The organism is Bacillus cereus group sp. MYBK245-2 (genome assembly GCF_051916145.1).
GTDB classification, from domain to species: Bacteria; Bacillota; Bacilli; order Bacillales; family Bacillaceae_G; genus Bacillus_A; species Bacillus_A pacificus.
The window spans coordinates 18,571-40,044 of the sequence record NZ_JBQAGB010000006.1 but is presented as its reverse complement, the minus strand read 5'-3'; the positions used below and the strand labels follow the sequence as shown (position 1 = coordinate 40,044).

Sequence of the window (21,474 nt, the reverse complement as noted above, 5' to 3'; positions counted from 1 at the left end):
CGTTTCAATATCTATCATTAGAAAAATTAGGTATAAATATATATTTATATGCAAAAGAGAGTGAATAAATGAAACCAACTATTAAAAATTACTTATTTTTACATGTAGCTTTTTTGATATATTCTATCATTATGGTTTACATGAAATGGGCGGCTAAATTTCCCATTGCTTCCATCTCATTTTTTATTGCTTATTTCGGACTAGTTATACTTTTATTTGGATATGCAATTTTATGGCAACAAGTAATTAAACATTTCGAAATATCAAAAGCATATTCACATCGCGGGATTATTATACTATGGTCAATGCTTTGGTCAGTATTTCTATTTGGAGATACGATTCAGTGGAATCATTTACTTGGTGCAGCTATTATTATCGTCGGAATTGTGGTGGTGACAAAAGATGAATAGTTATATGTTATTATTTATTTTCGGGATAATTTTAGCTAATTACTCACAAATATTATTAAAAAAAGCTACTTTGCAACAATACGATTCTAGAATAAAAGAATATGTGAATCCTTATGTTATTATTGGCTACTCTTTATTTGTAATTAACGCTGGATTAAATGTTATCGCCATGAAGGGAATGGCATTAAAACAAGCATCAGCATTAGAATCCTTAAGTTATATCATCATATTAATTTTTGGTTGGTATTTCCTAGGGGAAAAAATAACGAAACGTAAACTCATCGGCAACATGATTATTATCGTTGGTGTAATCGTTTATTGTATCCAATAGTAAAAGGCTCCGTTTGTGATAAACGGAGCCTTTTACTATTGACCTAAATTTTGCACCTTATCTTTCAAATCTCGAACTTGATCTACCGTCTGCATAAGCTCAGAGTTTTTAAACTCTTCTACATTCACTTTCCCTTCTTCTATCTTTGTCATCGCCGTATCAATTAACATATTTAACTTTTCGTTATATCCGACGATTTGCTGATGAAGATCCTTTGCTACATCAGGCGGTGTTAATTCATTAAAAACGGGTATATCTTGTTTAATTTCACTAAGCTTCGCTTCTAATTCTTTTCGAGCTTCACTATCATTAACAGCCTTTTCAGCTAATGCTGGTGCATCATTTGCAAATGCACTTATTTCATTTACATAATCTGTCGCTTTTTGAGCATAATCTATGGAGTTCTTTCCTTGTTCAACGAGTGAACATCCCATCAAACCAATTGTAACTATAAATACTAATAAAATTGATTTTACTTTCATTTTAGGCTCCCTTCGTCTTTATAATTGTCTGTAAGTTTCTCTATCCTAACTTCTAGCTACATTACTTATAACCTTTTTTCAAATAGCTATTTACCCTCTTACATGCCCGATTACCGTTACAACATCTACTTCTATATGTACGCTAATAATATCTTCAATTATATCCGTATATCCTTGTCCTATAGCTGTTCCATAGTGTAATGTAAGCCCCTTCTTTTCATACACTGACTTTGGTACTGAAAAAATAAATCTCCTCAAATTTCTTTCATCAGCCGGTTCCATAATTAAAACAATCCCATCCTCATCAAACATATACGCTCGCCCTCCAACTTTACATTCACTATGGCTCAGTATTGCCTTGGTCAGCAAAATTTAAAACATAATACGTTTATATACACACTCTGCTGCACTATAAAAATAAAAACATTCCTTCTTTTTGTTAAGAATGAATGTTTTTTAAAAAATCAATTTCTAACTCTAACATCTTTCTTTGACGAGGTTTTATTTTTCTTACGGGAACTCCAGCATAAATATACCAATCTTCTAAACTCTTTTTCACCATACTCATCGCACCTACTGCCGTGCCTTCTCCTATAGTTACATTTGGAAAAAGAATAGAATTAGCACCAATAATCGCATGTTTTTTTAAAATAACTTTTTCTGTTTTCACATTCCTATATTGATTCGGGACGGTTGGCCCCATTAATGTATTCCCACTGAAATCATCTAGTACTGCATATACTAAGGTTTTAGCTGAGATATTTGCAAAGTCATGCATTTCAATTCCAACTTCCCCTCCATATAACGCTGTATACGCTGATATATGCGAATAACTTCCAATTGTGATTTTGCCACTTAAAATGCAAAAATCATCAATTCTTACATGATTACCAACTAATATAACACCTGGATTATATATACTTGCTTTTTTACTAATCAATACATTTTTCCCAACAGATAAAAATCCAATTTTCTTTAGCTCTTCTTGACTATAAAAACTATTCATCTGCCGACACCACCCTTCTGTCCTAAACAGATTACAATTTGTTCTACTATTTCTTTCGTCATTCCTTCCCATAAAGGCAAACTTACTATTCGTTTTGCTATTTTATTCGTTCTTGTTAAATCTGTAGACTTATAGTTTCTAAAAAGAACTTGTTGGTGGCAAGAGGGCGAAAAGTATAATCTAGCTTCTATTTTCTGTTTTTTCAGTTCTTCTATTACTTGTTTGTTGCGAACTTCTTCCGGACAAAGAATAGGCATAAATTGCTGAATAACTGCTTCTGTCTTTTGGAGTTGCCACCCTTTTTTCATTAACCCATTACTTTGTAACAATTGTTTATACCATTCAGAAATACGGGTGCGTTCTTTTAATTTGTCATCCCATTTTTTCATAGTTGCAATCCCAATCGCGGCTGCGTATTCAGACATTTTACAATTAAACCCCATCATCGTACATTCACGATTTGTATCAAATCCGAAATTCCCCATTCTTTTAATACGTTGTATATCTTCTTCATTTTTACTATATATGAGCCCTCCTTCACCAATTCCGAAAGGCTTTGTTGCATGAAAGCTATATATGATCATTCCACTAAAATCTTGACCGTAATGCATCCCTCCATTCATTAATCCAAATCCCGGTGCCGCATCTACGACAACCGGAACACCTTTTTTCTCTAATTCTTCATATTCTTCTAAGTTCATCCATGAGCCAAAAGTTGCGTACGGGACAACAATCGCAACCTCTTCTTTTAATTCTTCAATCTTATCCCAGAGTACTGTTTTATCCATATACCAATCATCTATTGAAATATCAATAAAATAAGGTTCCAACCCACACCAAATAGCCGCTAATGGAGTTGCAGGGAATGTAAAACTAGGCATGAGGGCATACTTTCCTTTTTTTCTTTTCTTAAGTTGAATGGCCGCCATTAACCCTAACGTTGCGTTTGCTACTGTTGTAACAGCTCCCCTGTTCTGAAAAAATCCCGACATAATTGTTTGTTCAAAACGTTGATTTATAGGTCCATAATTCGTATATATGTGCGATGCATCAATTTCCTTCAATTCATCTAAATACTCAATTACTGGTACAGTTGAAGCACGTAAAAAAGGAATATTCTCCATATCTATTTATTCCTTCCTATCATTTTCGGACAATATAGAGCATATCTGTTTCAGATAATCCAAATTTCCTCGCACTTTTCATTCCTTGTCTTTCAGCTATGTTATATAATTCCACCTTAAATCCTGCATTCGTTAATCGTTGAATGAATCCCGATTGATTATAAATTCTCACATGATCTTCTTGACCAAAAGCTAATTTTCTCAATTGTGGTGTTACAATTAATTTATTCTCTATAATAGAATCTACATTCATTACGATTGGTACTTGAATAATTCCCCATCCATTTGGTTTTAAAACCCTATATAACTCTCGCATTGCTTTATCATCGTCAAGAACGTGTTCTAATACATGGCTACACAAAATTACATCAAACGTATTACTATCATATGTAATACTTGTAACATCAATTTCCTTCATTAATGGATCCTTTGGTTCTATATCCCCACATACATACGTAATATTTTTATACTCGTTAAACCAATCCCTTAAATTCGCTTCAGGTGCAATATGAAGCATAGTATATTTTCTACTTAACAAGTCCGTTTCCGTTTCAATGTACGCACGATACAATCTTTCACGATCCATTGAACTACAAACTGGACATATCCCTGTATCTTTATTCCACATCTCAAATTTATATTTCGGAAAATCATAATCTGCTGGCCAAGGTAAAAATTTTTCAAATTGTTGATTGCAATATTGACAATAACAAGGTTCTTTCTCAAACATATGAGCAACTAGCTTGTTTAATCCTTTTTTAATCTTTTCATTATAAATTTGATCTAGTTCTCCATTTTTTACTGCATCCTTAACTATAAATCCCGCATTTTCTAAACAATAAGATAGGCTCTCCTTATAATCCCTCTCAGAACTTAAAAACCCACTATTATATGCATCTATAATTAATTCAATCCACTCTTCAATTGTCATTAAAATAAAATGCATTTGTTTTTGATTTTGTCCACTATGTTGTCTAAAATAACTAAGAGGCTCTTTTATATAAACTACTTTCCCTTTCCTCATCATATCTAACCAAGTTGCAATGTCATTAATAGCAGAATAAGCCTTCCCTTTAAAATACCCAAACTTCCCTTCAAACAAGTTCCGATTAAACAGAACAGTTGTCGGCTCACCCACTATATTTTTTAAATTTTTCAATATGTAATTCCCTAATTCTTTTCCTTCAAAAAGTGTAGTTTCTTTCGCAATTTTCATATTCAAAGTTGAAGGTGGTAATATCTCACCGTTCTCATCAATCAGTTCACGATAAGACGTCACAAATGAAATATTTTCTAACTTCAAAAAGTATTTCATCATTCTCTCGATCTTTTCATGATGAAATAAGTCATCATCTAATAAAAAGTTTATATAATCCCCGTTCGCAAGTTCTATACACTTATTAAAGTTTTCAGCAACTAACGGAGTTTCATTTTTAACATATGTAATACACTCATATTCACGTAAATACGGTTGAATCATAGCATTGACTTCATTATTTGTACTGTCGTCAGAAATAATAATTTCAATATTTTCATATGTTTGATTCAGAGCGCTGTTAAGCGCCAATTCCAAGTAATACGGCCTATTGTACGCAGGAATAAGTATACTTACTTTCGGTAAAGGCGAATTATTATTTATATGTTGTTTTTTCTTTTCTATGTTTATTTTCTTTTCTTTAATTTTTTGATAATAGTCTAATGTATATAATATTGATGGTGGAACTATCCTTCTTGCATAATCTAGAAAATTAGTTATCGCTTTATCTAACTCTGTTTCGTTAGATAAGAAACCATATTTTTCTCCTACTAAAATACTATGTGAAAAATCTTCTAATCCATCCATCATTTTATTAGATTCATTTAACTGTTGATCTGGATGTAATCGAAAGTAACTCAGTGTCTCTGCTATATATACTGCTTTTCCTTTACTTAATAAAGATAACCATGAAGCTATATCTACGTTACAAAGATACCTCCTCTTATCAAAAATCCCATACGGTTCTTGTAAATCATTTTTACGAAATAAAACTGTTGTCGGTTCTCCAATATAATTTTTTTGATCGACAATTACCCTATTTGCTAATTCTGTTCCCTCTATAATCGTATCCTCTTTAAATAAACGGACAGTTGAATAAATATGTCGTAGTTCTTTCCCTTTTTCATCAATTACTTGACGATGGGATGTTACAAGCTTAATTTCATTAGCTAGATCATTGAAAAAATACTTCATCATTTTTTCAATTTTATCCACATGAAAGATATCATCGTCCATTAAAAAATTTATATACTCACCGCTCGCTTCATTAAATAACATTAGAGCATTTTCAAACTGCCCGAGAGTTGACCTGTTTTTTATATAAGTAATATTTGAATGATCACATAAGTATTTTTGTAACACCTTTTCTGTTTCATCATTCGTACTATCATCTCCAACTATAATTTCTATATTAGGGTACGTTTGTTCCAACACACTACATAACGCCTCTTCAAAGTAGCGTGGACGATTATATGTAGGAATTAATACACTTACCAACGGAAGTTGATCTACCACCTCTTCATTTCTTTCAATACGAGTTCTCATTTTACTCTCTCACCTCTTCGCATATTATTTATATACGCGACACAAAAATCACATTATTGTAAACGAATGGAGCCTATATACTTTTATGCAGACATGAAACGAAATATCATACTTTTCGTTCCTGAATAAACATATTTAATAACACGGACATTTTATTTGCACCTTTTTTATTCATATGATCACTATCATAAAAATCATCATCGCAAAATAATGGCGAATCAAATAAATCTATAATTTGAAAAGAATATTGAGATTGAAAATCTTTTATAACGTTATAAAAATCTTCTTTTAATTTCTTACTACTACAATTGAAATAATGTGAAGTAACAGGAAATACAACAATTAGTGGTTTTATATCATGTTTTAACAATAGTTCTAAATATTTTTTGAAAATCGTTTTATTTTCAACTAAAGTATGAGGATATGACAATTTAGCATGTGAAGCTGCTCTTATTTTCCCGTGTTCTTCAAAAGGAATGTGAGGAGGAGTGGTATTCCATTCAGCGTGTATCCAGGGCAGTATCAATGATTCATCTTTTAGTTCATCTAATAAAATATACTCAAAATGCATGTTAAAAATAGAAAAAAGCGGTTTCGGCGTATCTAGGTGTGAGAACCCATCAGTGGGTAGATGAGAATGAACGACAGTATGATGACCGTCCTGAAACAATGGATAATATACTTTGTGAATTCTATATGATTCAGATGATAACGACATGTCGAAATAAAACGAGAAATAAGCTATTCCTATTAAACAATATTGAAAGGAATGATTGTTTGATAGAAGTTGTGATGCTATTAAATAATCATAGTATAAATCTTGCGATGGAAGTGTTAGTTTTATTGACTTTTTTGAGAGGAGCTCCGTACTTATGCCACAATGCGGATAAGATAAGCCCGTCGCAAATAATTCATACGTCGGATCACCCTTTGCTTTTTTCATAGAAATGTATAAAGACATAAGATCCGGATTTATTTGATAGATAGAAATTAATTTATTCCTCCATTCATACATGTATTTTGTTAAATTAATAATTTTTGTACTTTGCACGCCCCTATTTATCAATTCATTTGTAATTTTTTCTGCATCCATTCTCCAAATGACTATATATTGAAAAGAATTTTCTATTTGAACAATAGCTGACACGTCTACAAGATGAACGATTGTTTTACATTTATTTTTGTCTAATGTATTTTGAATCTTCTCCTTTGATAATTCATCACTTAAAACAATAATTTTATACTGCTCCTTCACGTATATCCCCTCCATTATATGTATAATATGAAATTCATTTTTCATTCGTAACGATCATATACATTTGCCATCCATCAAAAAAAGAATAGAATATTTATTTCAAAACAAAAAATAGCTCCACCATTAGGCGTAGCTATTTTTCCATTACATACTTAATAAAGTGAAGCTTTAATCAGTGGGGGGGTTCTTCATCCCCCACTGATTATTAGTTGAACCAATCGGACTTTTATGGGCAGTTGATCCCCCACCTAACTTCTTTGCTTTCACTGCATTTTAAGGTGGGGGTCTTACTGCCCATTAAAGTCGGATAAAATTATATTCCTTTGTCTAACTCATAAAGCATACGATACTTCTCATTTTCTTTCAGAAGTTGTTCATGACTACCTTGCATCACAATTTGACCACGATCAAGGAATATTACTTCATCAACATGCTCCATTCCTACAAGATGGTGCGTAATCCAAATTACTGTCTTTTCTTCCGTTGCAGAAAACATCGTTTCTATTAAAGATAATTCTGTCTTTGGATCTAAGCCGATTGTAGGTTCATCTAGTACAATGATTGGTGCTTCTTGCATTAGCGTTCTTGCAAAAGCAACCCGTTGTCTTTCCCCACCAGAAAATCTTTTTCCCATCTCATGCATTTTTGTTTGTAATCCATCTGGAAGAGAAACAATATGAGAAGCTAATTGTGCTTTCTCTAAAGCTTTCCATATCTCTTCATCTGTTGCCTCTGGTTTGCCGATTCGCACATTATTTCCAATTGTCGTATCGAATAAATGCGGCTTTTGATTCAATACAGAAATATATTTTGATAAAAGATTCGTGTGAGCATGTTCACTATTCAATAAAACTTCACCATGTAACGGGCTTAGCGCACCTGTTAACAATTTTAACAAAGTAGATTTTCCGGTTCCGCTTCTTCCTAAAATGGCAATTTTCTTTCCTGCTTTTATTTGTAATGATACGTCTTTCAATATCATTTCATTACTATGTGGGTAACTATACGATACATGATTTAATTCAATGTCTATATGTTTAGATGCAATATAATCTTTATCTACATGTAATTCCTTTTCATCCTGTAAAACACCATTACCTTCTACTTGATTGAGACGATGGGCAGATTCTACATATGATGGAATTCGATCGATAGCATCTGACAGAGGAATTAACGCGTTTGTGACAGATAACGTCATTAAGACGAAAGCCGCAATAACGGTAGGAGCAATCTGTTCACTCGCAGCCTCATTTCCAGTCCATATAATCATTGAAATAACTACAATACCCACTACTAATTGAATAATACTGTCCCGAATATGATTCCAACGCTTCATTCTTTTTTCCGTTTTTAACAACTGATCATTTCGCTCTACATACTTATCAATGAATTCATCTTTTCTACCACTTGCTTGCCAATCAGATAATCCAAAAACAGCATCTGTTAGTTGTTGATACAAACGATTTCTTCCTTGTTTTAAAGTAACATGATGTCGCTTCATTAAAAGTAACGATACAAATGGAAGCAGAAAAACGATAATAGCTAGCATACCCCCTGCAATAAGTGCAAACACTACGTCAAATGTACCGATAACAAGTACGAATATGCTATATACAACTAATGCTAATATGCTAGGAAATATTGTACGTAAATATAGGTTTTGTAAATGCTCTATATCTTCAGATAATACGCCTAACATATCGCCCGTTTGAAATCGTGAACGGAAAAATAACGCCTGTGGTTCTACTATCCCATATAGTTTCGTTCTCATCTTTTCTAATATGCGTAATACAACATCGTGTCCAACTAAACGCTCTACATAATGAAATACCGCTTGTCCTATACTAAACGCACGTGTTGCAACGATAGGAACATATACAGCCATTACATTTTCTGGTCTAAGAGCAGATTTAGAGATTAAATAACCTGAAATGAAAAGTAGCATCGCACCTGAACTAACTCCAAGAAGACCAAGGAAAATAGTTACAGTCATTCTACCTTTATTTTGCTGTATATACGGTTTAATCCAGTTACTCATCTCTATCCCCTCTCTTTCCTGTGAACATGTAATGCCTCATTCTTTACAAGTTCTTCATACGTTCCACTTTCTATCATTTTCCCTTTATTTAAAATAAGAATATGATCCATTTGTTTCATCCAGTGAAGACGATGTGTTGCAAGAAATACTAACTTACCTTCAAACAGACGTAACATCGCTTGCTTTATTTCAAATTCAGTTTCAATATCAAGATGTGCCGTAGGCTCGTCTAATAAAATAATTGGCTTTTTGCTTAAAAGGGCTCGCGCCATTGCGACACGTTGTTCTTGTCCGCCACTCAGCATACGCCCACCTTCTCCAATTCTTTCATACATTCCATTTGGAAGCGATGTAACAAGTGAACGAAGACCGACTTCATTCATAACTCTTTCCACTTCTTCATCAGTTGTATTTGTTTCATAGAAACAAATGTTATCTTTTAATGAAAGCGGAAAAATATAAGGTTGCTGTGGAATATAAGCAATATTCTTTTGCCACTCTTCACGAGTAGATCCATCAATTTCCACACCATTTACAATCATCTTTCCAGCTGAAGGAGTTAAAAATCCTGCTAATACGTCGATTAACGTTGATTTCCCTGCCCCACTTTCACCAATTACACCTATGGCGCCAGTGCCTTTCCAAGTAAAGTCCATTCCCTCTAATATAGCTTTTTCAGATTCATTACTATTTACTTTTACATCATGTAATTTCAAGCTACTAGTTGAATTCCATATTAAGTCTACATTAGATTCTTTCTTTCCTATTTCTTTTTGTTGCTGTAAAATCTCTTCTATTTGCTCCATTGCCAATTGTCCATCTAATGTAGCATGATAATTCGCTCCAACTTGTTTAATCGGTAAGAAGTATTCCGGAGCTAAAATTAAAATCGTAAGGGCCGGCAATAGGACAATCGTCCCGTCTATTAAACGTATCCCTAATCCGACTGCCACAAATGCGATTGATAAACTCGTAAAGAAATCTAATGCAAAAGAAGAAAGAAAAGCAACTCGCAAAGTACGCATCGTTGCTTTTCTATATCTTTTACTTACTTTTTCAATCTTTCCTTCGTGCTGTTCACTTTTACCTAAATACTTTAATGTTTCTAACCCTTTTAACGTATCTACAAAATGATTAGAAAGTACACGATATGTCTCATACTGACTATCCGCCATTTTCTGCGCTGCTAATCCTAGTAGGATCATAAAAATAATTACGATAGGAATCGTTACAACTAAAATGATTCCAGACTCAATATCTAGTGTAAAAACATATAGTACAATTAGTCCTGGTACGATACTACTTCTAATCATTTTAGGAATTGTTAATTCAATATATGTTTTAAATTTCTCAATACCCTCTATCGATAAGGTAACCAGATGACCTGTTCCAACAGTTTGAACATATCGTGGACCTAATGTGAAATACGCCTCTATTAATTGTTTTCTCAGTAGCGATCCTGTTTTTTCAGCGAAACGTTCCACTAATATTTGTGACATTCGAACTAGCAAGTGACGTACTGCAAACGTGATTCCGAAATAAACTGTTTCATTTAACACAGATTGCACTGCTTCTCCCTGAAATAAAAACGTAATAGCTCGCGCTAAAAACACCGTTTGTGCAATAATACTAAAAGCTTCTAACATGCTAATGATTGTTAACACTACATATAAAACTCGGCTACCAGGATACGACGGAAGTCCTCTTTTTCTTTTCATTAGTACTCCAAATCTTTATCTGACTTAACAGGTTGTCTAAACACATAGAAACTCCATATTTGACTTCCCAAAACAAATGGCAATATAGCAATTGAAAAATACGTCATCAGTTTTAGTGCATAATCTCCCGATGCTGCATTATAAATTGTCAAATCGTATATTGACCCTAACGAGCTAATTAAGACACGTGGGAACATGCCAGCAAACACACTCGCACTTAGTAAAATGATTGTTAAACTTGTCATAAAGAAAGCCCAACCATCTCTTCTTCTTTTATTTAATAATGTTGACGCACATAACGCTACAAAAGCTCCGATTGGAACCATAATCCACTCTGTACCATGACCAGTGAAAATATCTGTTTTCCATAATCCTACACCGGCAAAAATAAGAAGTGCTATAATTGCGAGTGGTGCAATTTTCAACGCGGCAATACGTGCACGTTCTCTTAACTTACCTGTTGTACGTATAGTAAGGAATTGCAATCCATGAACAATACATAACAGAAGGAACATAACTCCTCCAAGTAATGCAAATGGATGAAGTAATTGTAAGAATCCACCTACAGCATTTTTCGTCTCATCAATTGGAATACCTACCATAAAGTTAGCAATGGCAACTCCCCAAAGGATAGGCGGTAGTAAACTTCCTAAAAACATACCCCAATCCCAAAAGCCTTTCCATTTATGATTATCTATTTTCGCACGGAATTTAAAGGAAACACCTCTAATAATTAAAGCAAGAAGCATAAATACAAACGGAATGTAAAACCCACTAAATAAAGTTGCATACCAATGCGGGAATGCCGCAAACATAGCGCCACCTGCACAAACAAGCCATACTTCATTCGCGTGCCAAAATGGACCAATTGTATTTAAATATATTCTTTTCTCTAAATCGTTTTCCCCCAAAAACCTTGAAACTATACCTACACCGAAATCGAAACCTTCAAGTACAAAGAAGCCAACGAATAAAACTGCAATAATAATAAACCACAACTCATTAAGAGATAACATACTCATCCTCCTTATCAAATGGATCATGGCTTTGAGAATCCTGTTTCGCTTTCTTATTCTCATGTCCTTTAATAATACGAACGAATAAGTAAACTGTAATTCCACCTATAATTAAATATAATGATGTGAACGAAACTAAAGAGAATAGCACTTCTCCGAACGTAACATTTGGAGAGACAGCATCTTCCGTTTTCATAACACCGAAAACTACCCAAGGTTGACGTCCCATTTCAGTCATAATCCATCCTACTGTATTACCGATAAACGGTAGTGAAATTGCATACACCATTAATTTTAAATACCAAGTTTTTTCAGCTAAACGATCTTTTCTTGATAAGAACCATCCGTACGCTCCTAGAAGAAGCATAAATGTTCCACTCATTACCATCGCTCTAAAGCTCCAGAACATCGTGTGTACTGGTGGAATATAATCTCCAGGCCCATATTTTTCTTCATATTGCTTTTGAATTTGATTCATCCCTTCTACTTGGCCGCTAAATTTATCATATGATAATAGACTTAGCATATACGGGATTTGAATTTCAAACGAATTTTCTTTCTTCTCCGCATCAATTTTCGCAAATACTGTAAATGGCGCTGGATCTTCGCTCGTATTCCATAACGCTTCAGCTGCTGCCATTTTCATTGGGTGTGTCTTAATTAATTGTTGTGCTTGCGCATGACCGAAGAATAATACTAGCGCGGTTGTAAGTGTTCCAACAATGATAGAAATGCGGAATGATTTTTTAAACACTTCAGTTTCTTGTGCTTTCGTTATTTTCCATGCACTCACACCGGCAATAAAGAATGCACCGGTTGCAATTGCCGCTGTAATGGTATGCGGGAATTGTACCCATAATTGTGGATTTTGAATAATTGCTAAGAAATCATTCATTTGTGCACGTCCATCTGCTGCCATTTCATATCCTACTGGCGATTGCATAAATGCACTTGCAGTTAAAATCCAAAATGCTGATAACATTGTTCCAATTGAAAGGAGCCAAATACATAAAAGATGAATGCGCTTCGGTAATTTATCCTCACCGAATACCCATAAACCTAAAAATGTAGACTCAATGAAAAATGCTAATAAACCTTCAATCGCAAGTGATGGACCAAACACATCGCCTACGAAACGTGAATAGGTTGACCAGTTCATGCCAAACTGGAATTCTTGTAGAATACCAGTTACTACACCTACTGCAAAGTTAACAAGGAATATTTGCGTCCAAAACTTTGTCATCTTCTTATAAATTTCTTGTCCCTTTACCACATATAACGTTTGCATTAACGCAATGATAAAAGCTAAACCAATAGACAGCGGAACAAAAAAGTAATGGAAAATCGTTGTTGATGCGAATTGTATTCGTGCCAATTCGAGCGTTTCCATACTACAATCACTTCCTTCATAGTTTTTATAATAAAAGTTAATTGAGCAATCTTATCAAACTCAATTATTAAGAAATACGAAAAGACAAAAACATTTTGTATGTATTGTCGAAAAATATGAAGTTTCAGTTTTTCAAACTATTGTAATGCTATTTTTTACCTTTTCACTATTTCTGTAGTGTTTTATTCGTTAATCGAATTGTATAATATACCTGCATAGTAAATTCAGCTGATTTTTGACGTATTATTGACATCATTTTGTCTGAAATATGTCTTTTGGTATTTTTTTGAATTATATTTTCCTCATCGATAAAATGTGTTTTTTTAATATGAGACTTATCTTTGCATCAATAAAATAATCGTTTTTCTCTTTATACACTTGACTTTTCTACGAAAAAATGTCCTATTAACCAATGGATAAATTCGTTATTTTTTTGTCAAGAGAAAAATGTATTTCTAAAATTCAAACACGAAACAATGTTATTCAAAAATAGAAAATACACTCCCTCTTTCTAGACTAAAAATTCATTTTATTGTCATTTTTCTAAACTAAATTCATACATAAAAAAATACCGAGAATCGATTAGACTCTCGGTATTTTTTAAGTTATTTTGCTGTATGTTTTCTAATAGCCGGTAAAATTTCAGTAGCAATTAATTCGATGTTTTTCTCAATTTTATCAAATGGTACACCACCAAAATCAATTTCTGCCATAAAACGTTGTTGCCCAAACAATTCATATTGGTAAAGCATTTTTTCGATAATTTGTTGCGGGCTACCAACCATTAACGCGTCACGGTAATCTATTGCATTTGTAAATTGTTGTTTCGGATACCCACCACCGCGTAGCGTAAGCATACCAGCATTAATGTGAGGATAGTATTCACTAAGTGCATCTTGTGAATTTTTTGCTGTGTAAAATAAACTCGTTGTTGCAACTGGCAAACTCGCTGGATTAAATCCACTTTGCGCAGCCGCCTCACGGTAAGCATCTACTGATCCTTTAAAGTTAATAGCTGGGCCACCTAGTGTTGTTATCATCATTGGTACACCTGCACGTCCTGCTTTAATCGCACTAGCTGGTGGGCCACCAACTGCACGCCAAATTGGTAAGTTATTATTTTTAGCTCTTGGAATAACCGATGCATGCGCAAGCGGTGCCCTGAACTGTCCATTCCATGTTACATGTTCCTCTTTATTAATTTTTAATAAAAGATCCATCTTCTCTTCAAATAACTCTTCATAATCATTCACATCATAACCAAGTAAACTATATCCCCCAATACGAGACCCACGACCAGCCACAATTTCTGCACGTCCATTAGAAATCAAATCAAGTGTAGCAAAGTCCTCGTATACTCGTACCGGATCAGATGTACTTATTATCGTTGCTGAACTTGCAATTTTTATATTTTTCGTAGCTTGCGCAATCGCTCCTAAAATAACTGTATGAGCTTGCGTTGTAAAGTGCGTTTGATGACTTTCACCGACAGCAAATACATCAAGTCCAGCTTCATCCGCTAACTTTGCTGTTTTAATTAATTCATGAATTCTTTGTTCAGCACTAATTTTCTCTCCGTTATGTGGATTTAAAACATGATCCCCAATTGAATATAATCCAAACTCCATTCCTTTACTTGTATTCATACGGTATTTTTCCATCATTGCTCTCTCCTTTGATGAGGTGTTATTATTTTCTCTTTTAAAAACATTTGTAAGTCAAATGTTTTTCCCTATTGCTTACACCATCACTTGATTAGTCAATTGATAGTGTAAAAAAAATTACTCTTGCGGTAATTCTTTTTTTTCACTATGCTTATGAACTTTCGTCATTAGCTCGTATAACATTTTCTGCTCTTCTTCATTTAATACATCATCAAAAAACGATGATTGAAATGCAAGCTGCTCTGGCAGTGCTCTCTCTAAGGCCGCTTCCCCTTGCTCTGTCAGACTAATTGTTTTCGTTTTCCAATCTTGTTTTCGTACAATATATCCTTCTTTTTCAAGACGTGTTAACATTCGAGAAATACCGCCTTGTGTAACAGTTACCTTTTCAGCTAACTCCATTTGTGTTAGTGGTTGATACGTACGTATTTGCAAAAGCACATCAAATTGAGCAGTCGTTAAATCAAAGCGTTTTAAAAACTCATTTGACATCTGATTACTTTGGTTCGTAAATCGTATTAAACGTAACCATATTAATGATCCTATTGTATTATCACGCATGTTTGATCACTTCCTATCGTGAATCTTACTATCACTTTACTACGCAAGTGATAAAAAAGCAAGAGAAACCGTGAAAAATATCTCATTAAAGTATTGCATACATAACGATAAGAAAGAATTCATGTTTAAACGAATTCTTTCTTATCGTTATTCTTAACTTTCCATTTCATTCATTACTATATGTAAAGTTCCCGCTGCTTTGGGCCAACCAACATAAAAAGCCATATGTGTTATTAATGCAACCAACTCATTCTCCATAATCGCATTTTGTTTAGCTAGCTTCAGATGAAATGGTAATTGTTCTGTATTACCAAGACTGATTAGTGCTGACACAGTACATAAACTTCTTTCTCGTAATGTTAAAGTGTCATCTCGCCACACTTCCCCGAACAGTATCTCTTCACTATAATGTGCAAATACAGGTGCCATTTCTCTCATTTTCTCTTGAATACAATATTCAATGGATTCATTCATCATTTCACTCCCCCTTCACTTTTACCAATTGTGCCATTCCTTGACCAAATGACCAATTTTCTGCAGATGTCTCATTTACCGTAATAAAAATATTTGCACTTTTTATACTAGAACATTCAGAAACCTTCGAGGATATCGACTGATATAGATCACTTTTCTGTTTTATCGTTCTTCCCGGTCCACATGTGATAGAAACATACATCATATTCTCTGTTCTCTTTTCTCCTCTTTCTAATAAATAATATGGATTATATAAAAAGTGATTTTGTTGATAGGGTAAAAACATTTGAAAGAAATCATTTTCAGGGATGTTAAAATGTTCAATTAATGAAAGATGAATACATTCACCTATCTTTTTAATTTCTTCTTTATTTAATTTATTTTCATGATAATAAACGTTCACAAAGGGCATACATTGTCATTCCTTTTTCTTAATTTAACTTCAACAAGTTTTCATCGTGAAATGTGCAAAATCTCATATACTGTAACACCTTTATTCGCTGTAATATCAGGCTTCTCTTCATAAAAATTAAACTGGCTATATCCCCATTTATCTGGATTATATACTATTACATTTCCTAAACAATTTTCTACCTTTTGATCCACAATGATAGATTGAATCCCACTCAATGATTCACTTGGAGAAATACTTCCTTCATATTCCACAACATATCTACATTTCTTAAAATCACCCTTTACATTAACAACTAATGGAACACCTATATTTATTTGTTGCCATCCAAAAGATTGTAAAATATTATCGTAATACCCTTCAAAGATAAATTTGTTCATTCCTTCATGACCATTCCAAATATATAAAGGTGCATAACAGTTATAGAAATTTCCGTCCTTATCTGCCTCAGTAATTAAATAAGCTTTAAAATTCAGGTCTTGAAAACCATCCGTTTTATACCCATTATCCTTTACCCTTTTCTTAATAATCTCCATATCATAATCTTTCGGCAAAATGACCTTATATTGCATTCCAATCATGTTTATCACTCACTTTCCATCTTATATACACAATGATAAACCGATGATTGACTAACGTAAAATAGGTATAAATTATGTTTGGTATCATTTATAATGATATCGTATAAGGGGCTGTGATAAATGGAAATAAATGATCTTATTATATTCAAAACTGTGGCTAGCGAAGGCTCTATTAGTAAAGCTGCGAAAGAGTTAGGGTATGTTCAACCGAACATAACTGAGCGAATTAAAAAATTAGAACAAGAGTTAGAAACTCCTTTACTACATAGAGATAACAAAGGCGTTTCTTTATTACCTTCTGGTGACATTTTATTAGACTACACAAATCAAATATTAACGCTAGTAGAAGAAGCAAAAGATAAAATTAAAACGAGTGGGTCTTCTTATATAATCGCAACGTCACAATCTATTTTGACTAATTATGTAAGCAAGCGCATTAAAGAAAATTTTAGGAGTTATCAAATATATGTAGAAAATAGTAGTCATTTGCAAAAATTACTGCAGCAACAAAAAGTTGATATGGTCATTACTTATGAGGATTACCCAGACATATCGTTTAAAAAAGTATTTTCCACTTCAATTTCTATCGGCTTATTAAAACCGAAAGAAAAGTGTACCATTGAATTTTCAAAGGAACTCTTCTTCGTTAGTAATGACAAAAAGTGCCCTTTTAGGAATAAGACGATACAATTTCTAAAAGAAAATAATTTATCTCAGCGCCAACTTCAACAATTAGATTCTTATTCGCTTATAGAAGAGTTTATTCAGGACGGAAAAGGAATAGCCTTTTTACCAATTAAAAATGATAAATTAGTACCAATTGAAGATGTTCCAATTGAGAAATTAGCTGTTCATTTCTTTACGAATCAAAATTCTTTCAAACAAATCCCTGATGAACTATTTGATTAATATAATAGCTATAAACGAACTAAATTTACATACAGCAATAAAAATCCCTCCTTTCCGAATCTAAAAGAGGGATTTTCATATTCTATACAATTGATTTTTCACACATTTTGCTCCACTTCTGCACTTTTCTCCTTCTTATTCCGTTTCATATTCTTCAGTCCCTTAACCGTGCCAACTAATCCTTTCGGGAAAACTAGCAATACGATAATGTACAATACACCAAGAATAATCGTCCATCGTTCAAAGATTGGATACTCTGTAGCTAGTTCTGATAAATAATATTTTAGGGATTCAATAATTCCAGCTCCTGCAATGGCTCCTATTAACGTTCCAACGCCTCCAATCATAGTCATCAATAATGCATTTAATGTCATTTCAATTGAAAATACAGTTGTATTAACAAAACGTAAAGTGATAACAAATAAACCACCGCTAATTGCAGCTACTACTCCTGCAACAATGCTAGCAATAATTTTATAATGAAGAACTTTATATCCTAGTGCTTCAACACGTTGCTCATTTTGTGAAATTGCCTTTAATACTTTTCCAATAGAAGATTTGGTGAAAAGACGTAACAGAACAAAAATGATAAGTAAACATATAAGTGTTACATAATAAAACGTAAAACGATCACGGAATACTTCTGGTACACCAAATGTAAAACCATCTCCTCCGTGAGTGAGCCCACGCCATTTTTCAGCAAGTACGAAAAACAACTGTGAAATAGCAAGTGTTAACATCGCATAAAAATGACTTTTCAGCCGTAAAGAAAGCAAACCAATTATATAACTAACAATGGCTGAAATGATAATTGCAGCTACTATCCCTATTAAAAAGTTCGTTATGGATACTCCTTGTCGATCAAATAAAAGTGCTACGCCATATGCTCCGATTCCAAAGAACATACAATGGCCGAACGATACAATTCCGGTATATCCAAGCAATACATCAAAACTCATTGCAAAAATAGCAAAGATGAAGATTTGAGTGAACAAAATTAACAAGCTCCGTGAATCATTTACGAATGGAAATACACTTAAACAAATGAGCATACATACTCCGAAGTATACTTTAATTCGATTTGATGTGCTGTTCACCATTTCACCCCTTTTCACCAACAAGTCCATTTGGCTTCACGATTAAGAAAAATAGTAACATTAACATATTGATTGCAAGTGATAAATCCGGTATAAAATACGCTGTAAAAGCACCAGCTAATCCGACAATTAAAGAAGCGATGGCTGAACCTTGTACGCTTCCTAGCCCTCCAATGATTACTACTATGAAAGCTAAAATCGCATACTGCATACCCATCTCAGCGAAAATAACGCCTGAGTATGGTGCTAATAAGAAGCCACCTAAGGCAGCCATCCCTGCTCCTAATAAAAAGACGAAAGAAAATATCGCTTTTACGTTAATACCGAGCGCTTGAACCATCTCTTTATCCATTACACCTGCGCGTATCATAAGACCTATCTTTGTTTTTTTGAGCAATAATAGTAAGGCGATGTATATGATAATCCCAATTATAATAACGAACAGACGATATTTAATTAAGATAACGCCTCCGAATGTAAAACTTCCTTGTAGCCATAATGGTAATTTTGCACCAATTGGATTAGGGCCCCAAAATACTTTAATGCATTCACTTAGTACAAGCATTCCTCCAAGTGTCACAAGAAGCTGGCGAACATGATTTCCATACACCGGTCTAATAAGGAATCTTTCTAAAACGAAGCCAAGAAACATCCCCATAGCTATTGCTCCAATTAAAGCTAACACATAACTCCCTGTCATATTAAATAGCCAAACACCTGTAAATGCTCCCCACGCAAATAAACCACCATGTGCGAAGTTTAGAACACTCATTAAACCGAAAATAAGTGAAAGACCTGATGCTAATAAAAAAATGAGCATCCCTGTTGAAATCCCATTTACAAATAAATTGATTAACACATCCATCCTTCTCACCCCGGATTCATGTTAAGAGATTCCTAAATATTTGTGACACATTTCCTTATCCTCTTTTAATTCATGCATAAAACCGTTATGAACAATTTTTCCGTTATCCATAATATAAAAATAATCACCAATTTGACTAGCCATCATAAAATTTTGTTCAACGAGTAAAACTGTTGTTTTCTCCTTCATTTTCAAAATAGCTATCATTAATTTTTCTATCATAATAGGAGACAAGCCTTTACTCGGCTCATCAATAAGTAATAAACCATCACTATTAATAAATGCTCTTGAAATTGCTAACATTTGCTTTTGTCCCCCGCTTAAGAGTCCACTTTTTTTGTGCCAAAATTGCTTTAAATCTGGAAATAGTTCAAGCATCCATTCTATTTTTTCTTCCGCTTCTTCGCCCTTACCTCTAGCAAGAGCGAATGTTTCTTCTACTGTCAGATCGTGAAAAATACCTTGATTTTCTGGTACATACCCTATCCCTTTCCTTGAAATTAAATGTGTAGATAATCCATTTACTTGTGTACGATCATAATAAATTTCACCATGTGCGATATGGTGAAACCCCATAACCGAACGTAACGTCGTAGTCTTCCCTGCCCCATTTCTTCCAAACAGTACAGTAATCGTTCCTTTCTCAACAGTAAGAGATACCCCTTGTAAAATATGAAACTGATCTAAATACGTCTCTATATTATTCACTTGTAATAGTGCCACTATATAATCCCCCTAAATAAGCACTTTGTACACGCTCATCTTTCATAATTTCTTCGGGTAAACCTTCAGCCAATAACTCTCCATGAAATAAAACGATTAGATGGTCTGACAAACCTAGTACCATATCCATTTTGTGTTCAATAAGTACAATTGTACTATCTGGATGTTTCTTAATATTTTCAATCACTTGTAATATAGCTGGGACTTCCTCAACCGAAATACCTGCCGTCGGCTCATCAAGTAATAACACATCCGTTTTTAAAGCTAATAACATCGCAAGTTCTAGCTTTCTTTTCTCTCCATGTGCCAAATCTTTTGCTAATACATTCTCTTTCTCCTGAAGTAATACTGTTTTTAAGAAACGTCTCGCCTCTCCAACTTGTTGCTTTAATTTTGCTGGACTCGGGAAAAAACTATAGTAATCTTGTACGAATGATTGAACACTTAAACGGACATTTTCAAGTACCGTTAATTCTGGGAATATGTTTGTAAGCTGAAAAGAGCGACCGATTCCTAAGCGTGTTCGATCTGAAATCGATAGTTTTGTAATATCTTGCCCTTTAAAATACACTTCACCTGTTGTGGGTGAAATCTGTCCACTTAGTAAATTAAATAATGTTGTCTTACCCGCACCATTTGGCCCGATAATAGAAATGAGTTTTCCTTTTTGTACAGTTAAATTTACATCTTTAATAACATGATGCTCGCCAAAAGATACACTAAGATTTTTCGTTTCTAGCAAATGTGTCATGAAATCCCCCCTTTAAAGCTTTCAGTATGAAAAAAATACGTACAAAGAGGGGATCCCCTCTTTATACAAAAGCAACAGAAAATTCA

At 33.7% G+C, this 21,474-nt stretch carries 21 protein-coding genes and 1 pseudogene; 3 read left to right on the top strand and 19 right to left on the bottom strand.

Going from position 1 to position 21,474, the window contains the following annotated elements:
• The first annotated feature begins 68 nt into the window (after positions 1-68).
• Together ACTFRN_RS12225 and ACTFRN_RS12220 are read left to right on the top strand one after the other, a co-directional pair.
• Positions 69-410, top strand: a complete 342-nt coding sequence (locus ACTFRN_RS12225; RefSeq protein ID WP_000805122.1) for an EamA family transporter — start codon at positions 69-71, stop codon at positions 408-410.
• Positions 403-741: an EamA family transporter gene (locus tag ACTFRN_RS12220; protein ID WP_001089868.1), complete on the top strand. Its 339-nt coding sequence runs from the start codon at positions 403-405 to the stop codon at positions 739-741. Before ACTFRN_RS12225 ends, ACTFRN_RS12220 begins: the two co-directional genes overlap by 8 nt.
• A 35-nt stretch (positions 742-776) precedes the next feature.
• Here the strand turns inward: ACTFRN_RS12220 and ACTFRN_RS12215 are convergent, their stop codons facing one another.
• From ACTFRN_RS12215 to ACTFRN_RS12145, 15 genes and pseudogenes are all read right to left on the bottom strand, one after another.
• Entirely contained in the window at positions 777-1,223 is a 447-nt protein-coding gene (locus ACTFRN_RS12215; protein ID WP_014893825.1) for a DUF6376 family protein, read from the bottom strand.
• Positions 1,224-1,313: 90 nt separating this feature from the next.
• Positions 1,314-1,535 carry a hypothetical protein gene (locus ACTFRN_RS12210; protein ID WP_000459104.1) on the bottom strand — a complete coding sequence of 74 codons (222 nt, stop codon included), beginning with the start codon at positions 1,533-1,535 and terminating at the stop codon, positions 1,314-1,316.
• A 127-nt stretch (positions 1,536-1,662) separates the two neighbouring features.
• On the bottom strand, positions 1,663-2,229 hold the full coding sequence (locus tag ACTFRN_RS12205) for an acyltransferase (RefSeq protein WP_001084174.1): 567 nt from the start codon (positions 2,227-2,229) through the stop codon (positions 1,663-1,665).
• Positions 2,222-3,353 (bottom strand): annotated as a pseudogene (locus ACTFRN_RS12200) (aminotransferase class I/II-fold pyridoxal phosphate-dependent enzyme). Before ACTFRN_RS12200 ends, ACTFRN_RS12205 begins: the two are co-directional and overlap by 8 nt.
• Positions 3,354-3,372: 19 nt before the next feature.
• Positions 3,373-5,934 (bottom strand): glycosyltransferase, encoded by a 2,562-nt coding sequence (locus ACTFRN_RS12195; protein ID WP_001260400.1) that lies wholly within the window; start codon positions 5,932-5,934, stop codon positions 3,373-3,375.
• A gap of 106 nt (positions 5,935-6,040) precedes the next feature.
• Positions 6,041-7,189: a hypothetical protein gene (locus ACTFRN_RS12190; RefSeq protein WP_014893827.1), complete on the bottom strand. Its 1,149-nt coding sequence runs from the start codon at positions 7,187-7,189 to the stop codon at positions 6,041-6,043.
• A gap of 313 nt (positions 7,190-7,502) precedes the next feature.
• Positions 7,503-9,227 carry a thiol reductant ABC exporter subunit CydC gene (cydC, locus tag ACTFRN_RS12185; protein WP_000073482.1) on the bottom strand — a complete coding sequence of 575 codons (1,725 nt, stop codon included), beginning with the start codon at positions 9,225-9,227 and terminating at the stop codon, positions 7,503-7,505.
• A 2-nt stretch (positions 9,228-9,229) separates the two neighbouring features.
• The gene (gene cydD, locus ACTFRN_RS12180; protein ID WP_000824087.1) at positions 9,230-10,945 is read right to left on the bottom strand and encodes a thiol reductant ABC exporter subunit CydD; all 1,716 of its coding nucleotides are present in this window, start codon (positions 10,943-10,945) and stop codon (positions 9,230-9,232) included.
• Entirely contained in the window at positions 10,945-11,961 is a 1,017-nt protein-coding gene (cydB, locus tag ACTFRN_RS12175; protein ID WP_000950072.1) for a cytochrome d ubiquinol oxidase subunit II, read from the bottom strand. The genes cydD and cydB overlap by 1 nt, the downstream gene beginning before the upstream one ends.
• Positions 11,948-13,351, bottom strand: a complete 1,404-nt coding sequence (cydA, locus tag ACTFRN_RS12170) for a cytochrome ubiquinol oxidase subunit I (protein WP_000448882.1) — start codon at positions 13,349-13,351, stop codon at positions 11,948-11,950. Before cydA ends, cydB begins: the two co-directional genes overlap by 14 nt.
• A 605-nt stretch (positions 13,352-13,956) precedes the next feature.
• Positions 13,957-15,012, bottom strand: coding sequence for an LLM class flavin-dependent oxidoreductase (locus ACTFRN_RS12165; protein ID WP_000417590.1), 1,056 nt, complete (start codon positions 15,010-15,012; stop codon positions 13,957-13,959).
• A 120-nt stretch (positions 15,013-15,132) separates the two neighbouring features.
• Entirely contained in the window at positions 15,133-15,576 is a 444-nt protein-coding gene (locus tag ACTFRN_RS12160) for a MarR family winged helix-turn-helix transcriptional regulator (RefSeq protein ID WP_001205526.1), read from the bottom strand.
• A gap of 153 nt (positions 15,577-15,729) precedes the next feature.
• Positions 15,730-16,053 carry a carboxymuconolactone decarboxylase family protein gene (locus ACTFRN_RS12155; protein ID WP_074615116.1) on the bottom strand — a complete coding sequence of 108 codons (324 nt, stop codon included), beginning with the start codon at positions 16,051-16,053 and terminating at the stop codon, positions 15,730-15,732.
• Between the two features lies 1 nt (position 16,054).
• Complete coding sequence (locus tag ACTFRN_RS12150; RefSeq protein WP_014893828.1) at positions 16,055-16,462, bottom strand: tautomerase family protein; 408 nt, start codon at positions 16,460-16,462, stop codon at positions 16,055-16,057.
• A 41-nt stretch (positions 16,463-16,503) separates the two neighbouring features.
• Positions 16,504-17,043, bottom strand: coding sequence for a DUF4865 family protein (locus ACTFRN_RS12145; protein ID WP_074568291.1), 540 nt, complete (start codon positions 17,041-17,043; stop codon positions 16,504-16,506).
• A 120-nt stretch (positions 17,044-17,163) separates the two neighbouring features.
• Between ACTFRN_RS12145 and ACTFRN_RS12140 the strand changes: the two genes are divergently transcribed.
• On the top strand, positions 17,164-17,952 hold the full coding sequence (locus ACTFRN_RS12140) for a LysR family transcriptional regulator (protein WP_049110646.1): 789 nt from the start codon (positions 17,164-17,166) through the stop codon (positions 17,950-17,952).
• A gap of 98 nt (positions 17,953-18,050) precedes the next feature.
• On the opposite strand, the gene ACTFRN_RS12135 is transcribed toward ACTFRN_RS12140, so the two are convergent.
• The 4 genes from ACTFRN_RS12135 to ACTFRN_RS12120 are packed head-to-tail and all read right to left on the bottom strand — an operon-like array spanning position 18,051 to position 21,388.
• Entirely contained in the window at positions 18,051-19,004 is a 954-nt protein-coding gene (locus ACTFRN_RS12135) for a branched-chain amino acid ABC transporter permease (protein WP_049110655.1), read from the bottom strand.
• 49 nt (positions 19,005-19,053) lie between these two features.
• The gene (locus ACTFRN_RS12130) at positions 19,054-19,914 is read right to left on the bottom strand and encodes a branched-chain amino acid ABC transporter permease (RefSeq protein WP_000382799.1); all 861 of its coding nucleotides are present in this window, start codon (positions 19,912-19,914) and stop codon (positions 19,054-19,056) included.
• A 21-nt stretch (positions 19,915-19,935) separates the two neighbouring features.
• Positions 19,936-20,637, bottom strand: coding sequence for a branched-chain amino acid ABC transporter ATP-binding protein (locus tag ACTFRN_RS12125; RefSeq protein ID WP_001196704.1), 702 nt, complete (start codon positions 20,635-20,637; stop codon positions 19,936-19,938).
• A complete protein-coding gene (locus ACTFRN_RS12120) occupies positions 20,615-21,388 on the bottom strand; it encodes an ABC transporter ATP-binding protein (protein WP_049110645.1) in 774 nt (257 codons plus the stop codon). The genes ACTFRN_RS12125 and ACTFRN_RS12120 overlap by 23 nt, the downstream gene beginning before the upstream one ends.
• Positions 21,389-21,474 lie beyond the last annotated feature (86 nt).

Coding starts and splice junctions, on each gene's coding strand:
- ACTFRN_RS12225 (WP_000805122.1), top strand. CDS start 69: ATGAAACCAACTATTAAAAATTACTTATTTTTACATGTAGCTTTTTTG.
- ACTFRN_RS12220 (WP_001089868.1), top strand. CDS start 403: ATGAATAGTTATATGTTATTATTTATTTTCGGGATAATTTTAGCTAAT.
- ACTFRN_RS12215 (WP_014893825.1), bottom strand. CDS start 1,223: ATGAAAGTAAAATCAATTTTATTAGTATTTATAGTTACAATTGGTTTG.
- ACTFRN_RS12210 (WP_000459104.1), bottom strand. CDS start 1,535: ATGTTTGATGAGGATGGGATTGTTTTAATTATGGAACCGGCTGATGAA.
- ACTFRN_RS12205 (WP_001084174.1), bottom strand. CDS start 2,229: ATGAATAGTTTTTATAGTCAAGAAGAGCTAAAGAAAATTGGATTTTTA.
- ACTFRN_RS12195 (WP_001260400.1), bottom strand. CDS start 5,934: ATGAGAACTCGTATTGAAAGAAATGAAGAGGTGGTAGATCAACTTCCG.
- cydC (WP_000073482.1), bottom strand. CDS start 9,227: ATGAGTAACTGGATTAAACCGTATATACAGCAAAATAAAGGTAGAATG.
- cydD (WP_000824087.1), bottom strand. CDS start 10,945: ATGAAAAGAAAAAGAGGACTTCCGTCGTATCCTGGTAGCCGAGTTTTA.
- cydB (WP_000950072.1), bottom strand. CDS start 11,961: ATGTTATCTCTTAATGAGTTGTGGTTTATTATTATTGCAGTTTTATTC.
- cydA (WP_000448882.1), bottom strand. CDS start 13,351: ATGGAAACGCTCGAATTGGCACGAATACAATTCGCATCAACAACGATT.
- ACTFRN_RS12165 (WP_000417590.1), bottom strand. CDS start 15,012: ATGGAAAAATACCGTATGAATACAAGTAAAGGAATGGAGTTTGGATTA.
- ACTFRN_RS12160 (WP_001205526.1), bottom strand. CDS start 15,576: ATGCGTGATAATACAATAGGATCATTAATATGGTTACGTTTAATACGA.
- ACTFRN_RS12155 (WP_074615116.1), bottom strand. CDS start 16,053: ATGATGAATGAATCCATTGAATATTGTATTCAAGAGAAAATGAGAGAA.
- ACTFRN_RS12150 (WP_014893828.1), bottom strand. CDS start 16,462: ATGCCCTTTGTGAACGTTTATTATCATGAAAATAAATTAAATAAAGAA.
- ACTFRN_RS12145 (WP_074568291.1), bottom strand. CDS start 17,043: ATGATTGGAATGCAATATAAGGTCATTTTGCCGAAAGATTATGATATG.
- ACTFRN_RS12140 (WP_049110646.1), top strand. CDS start 17,164: ATGGAAATAAATGATCTTATTATATTCAAAACTGTGGCTAGCGAAGGC.
- ACTFRN_RS12135 (WP_049110655.1), bottom strand. CDS start 19,004: ATGCTCATTTGTTTAAGTGTATTTCCATTCGTAAATGATTCACGGAGC.
- ACTFRN_RS12130 (WP_000382799.1), bottom strand. CDS start 19,914: ATGGATGTGTTAATCAATTTATTTGTAAATGGGATTTCAACAGGGATG.
- ACTFRN_RS12120 (WP_049110645.1), bottom strand. CDS start 21,388: ATGACACATTTGCTAGAAACGAAAAATCTTAGTGTATCTTTTGGCGAG.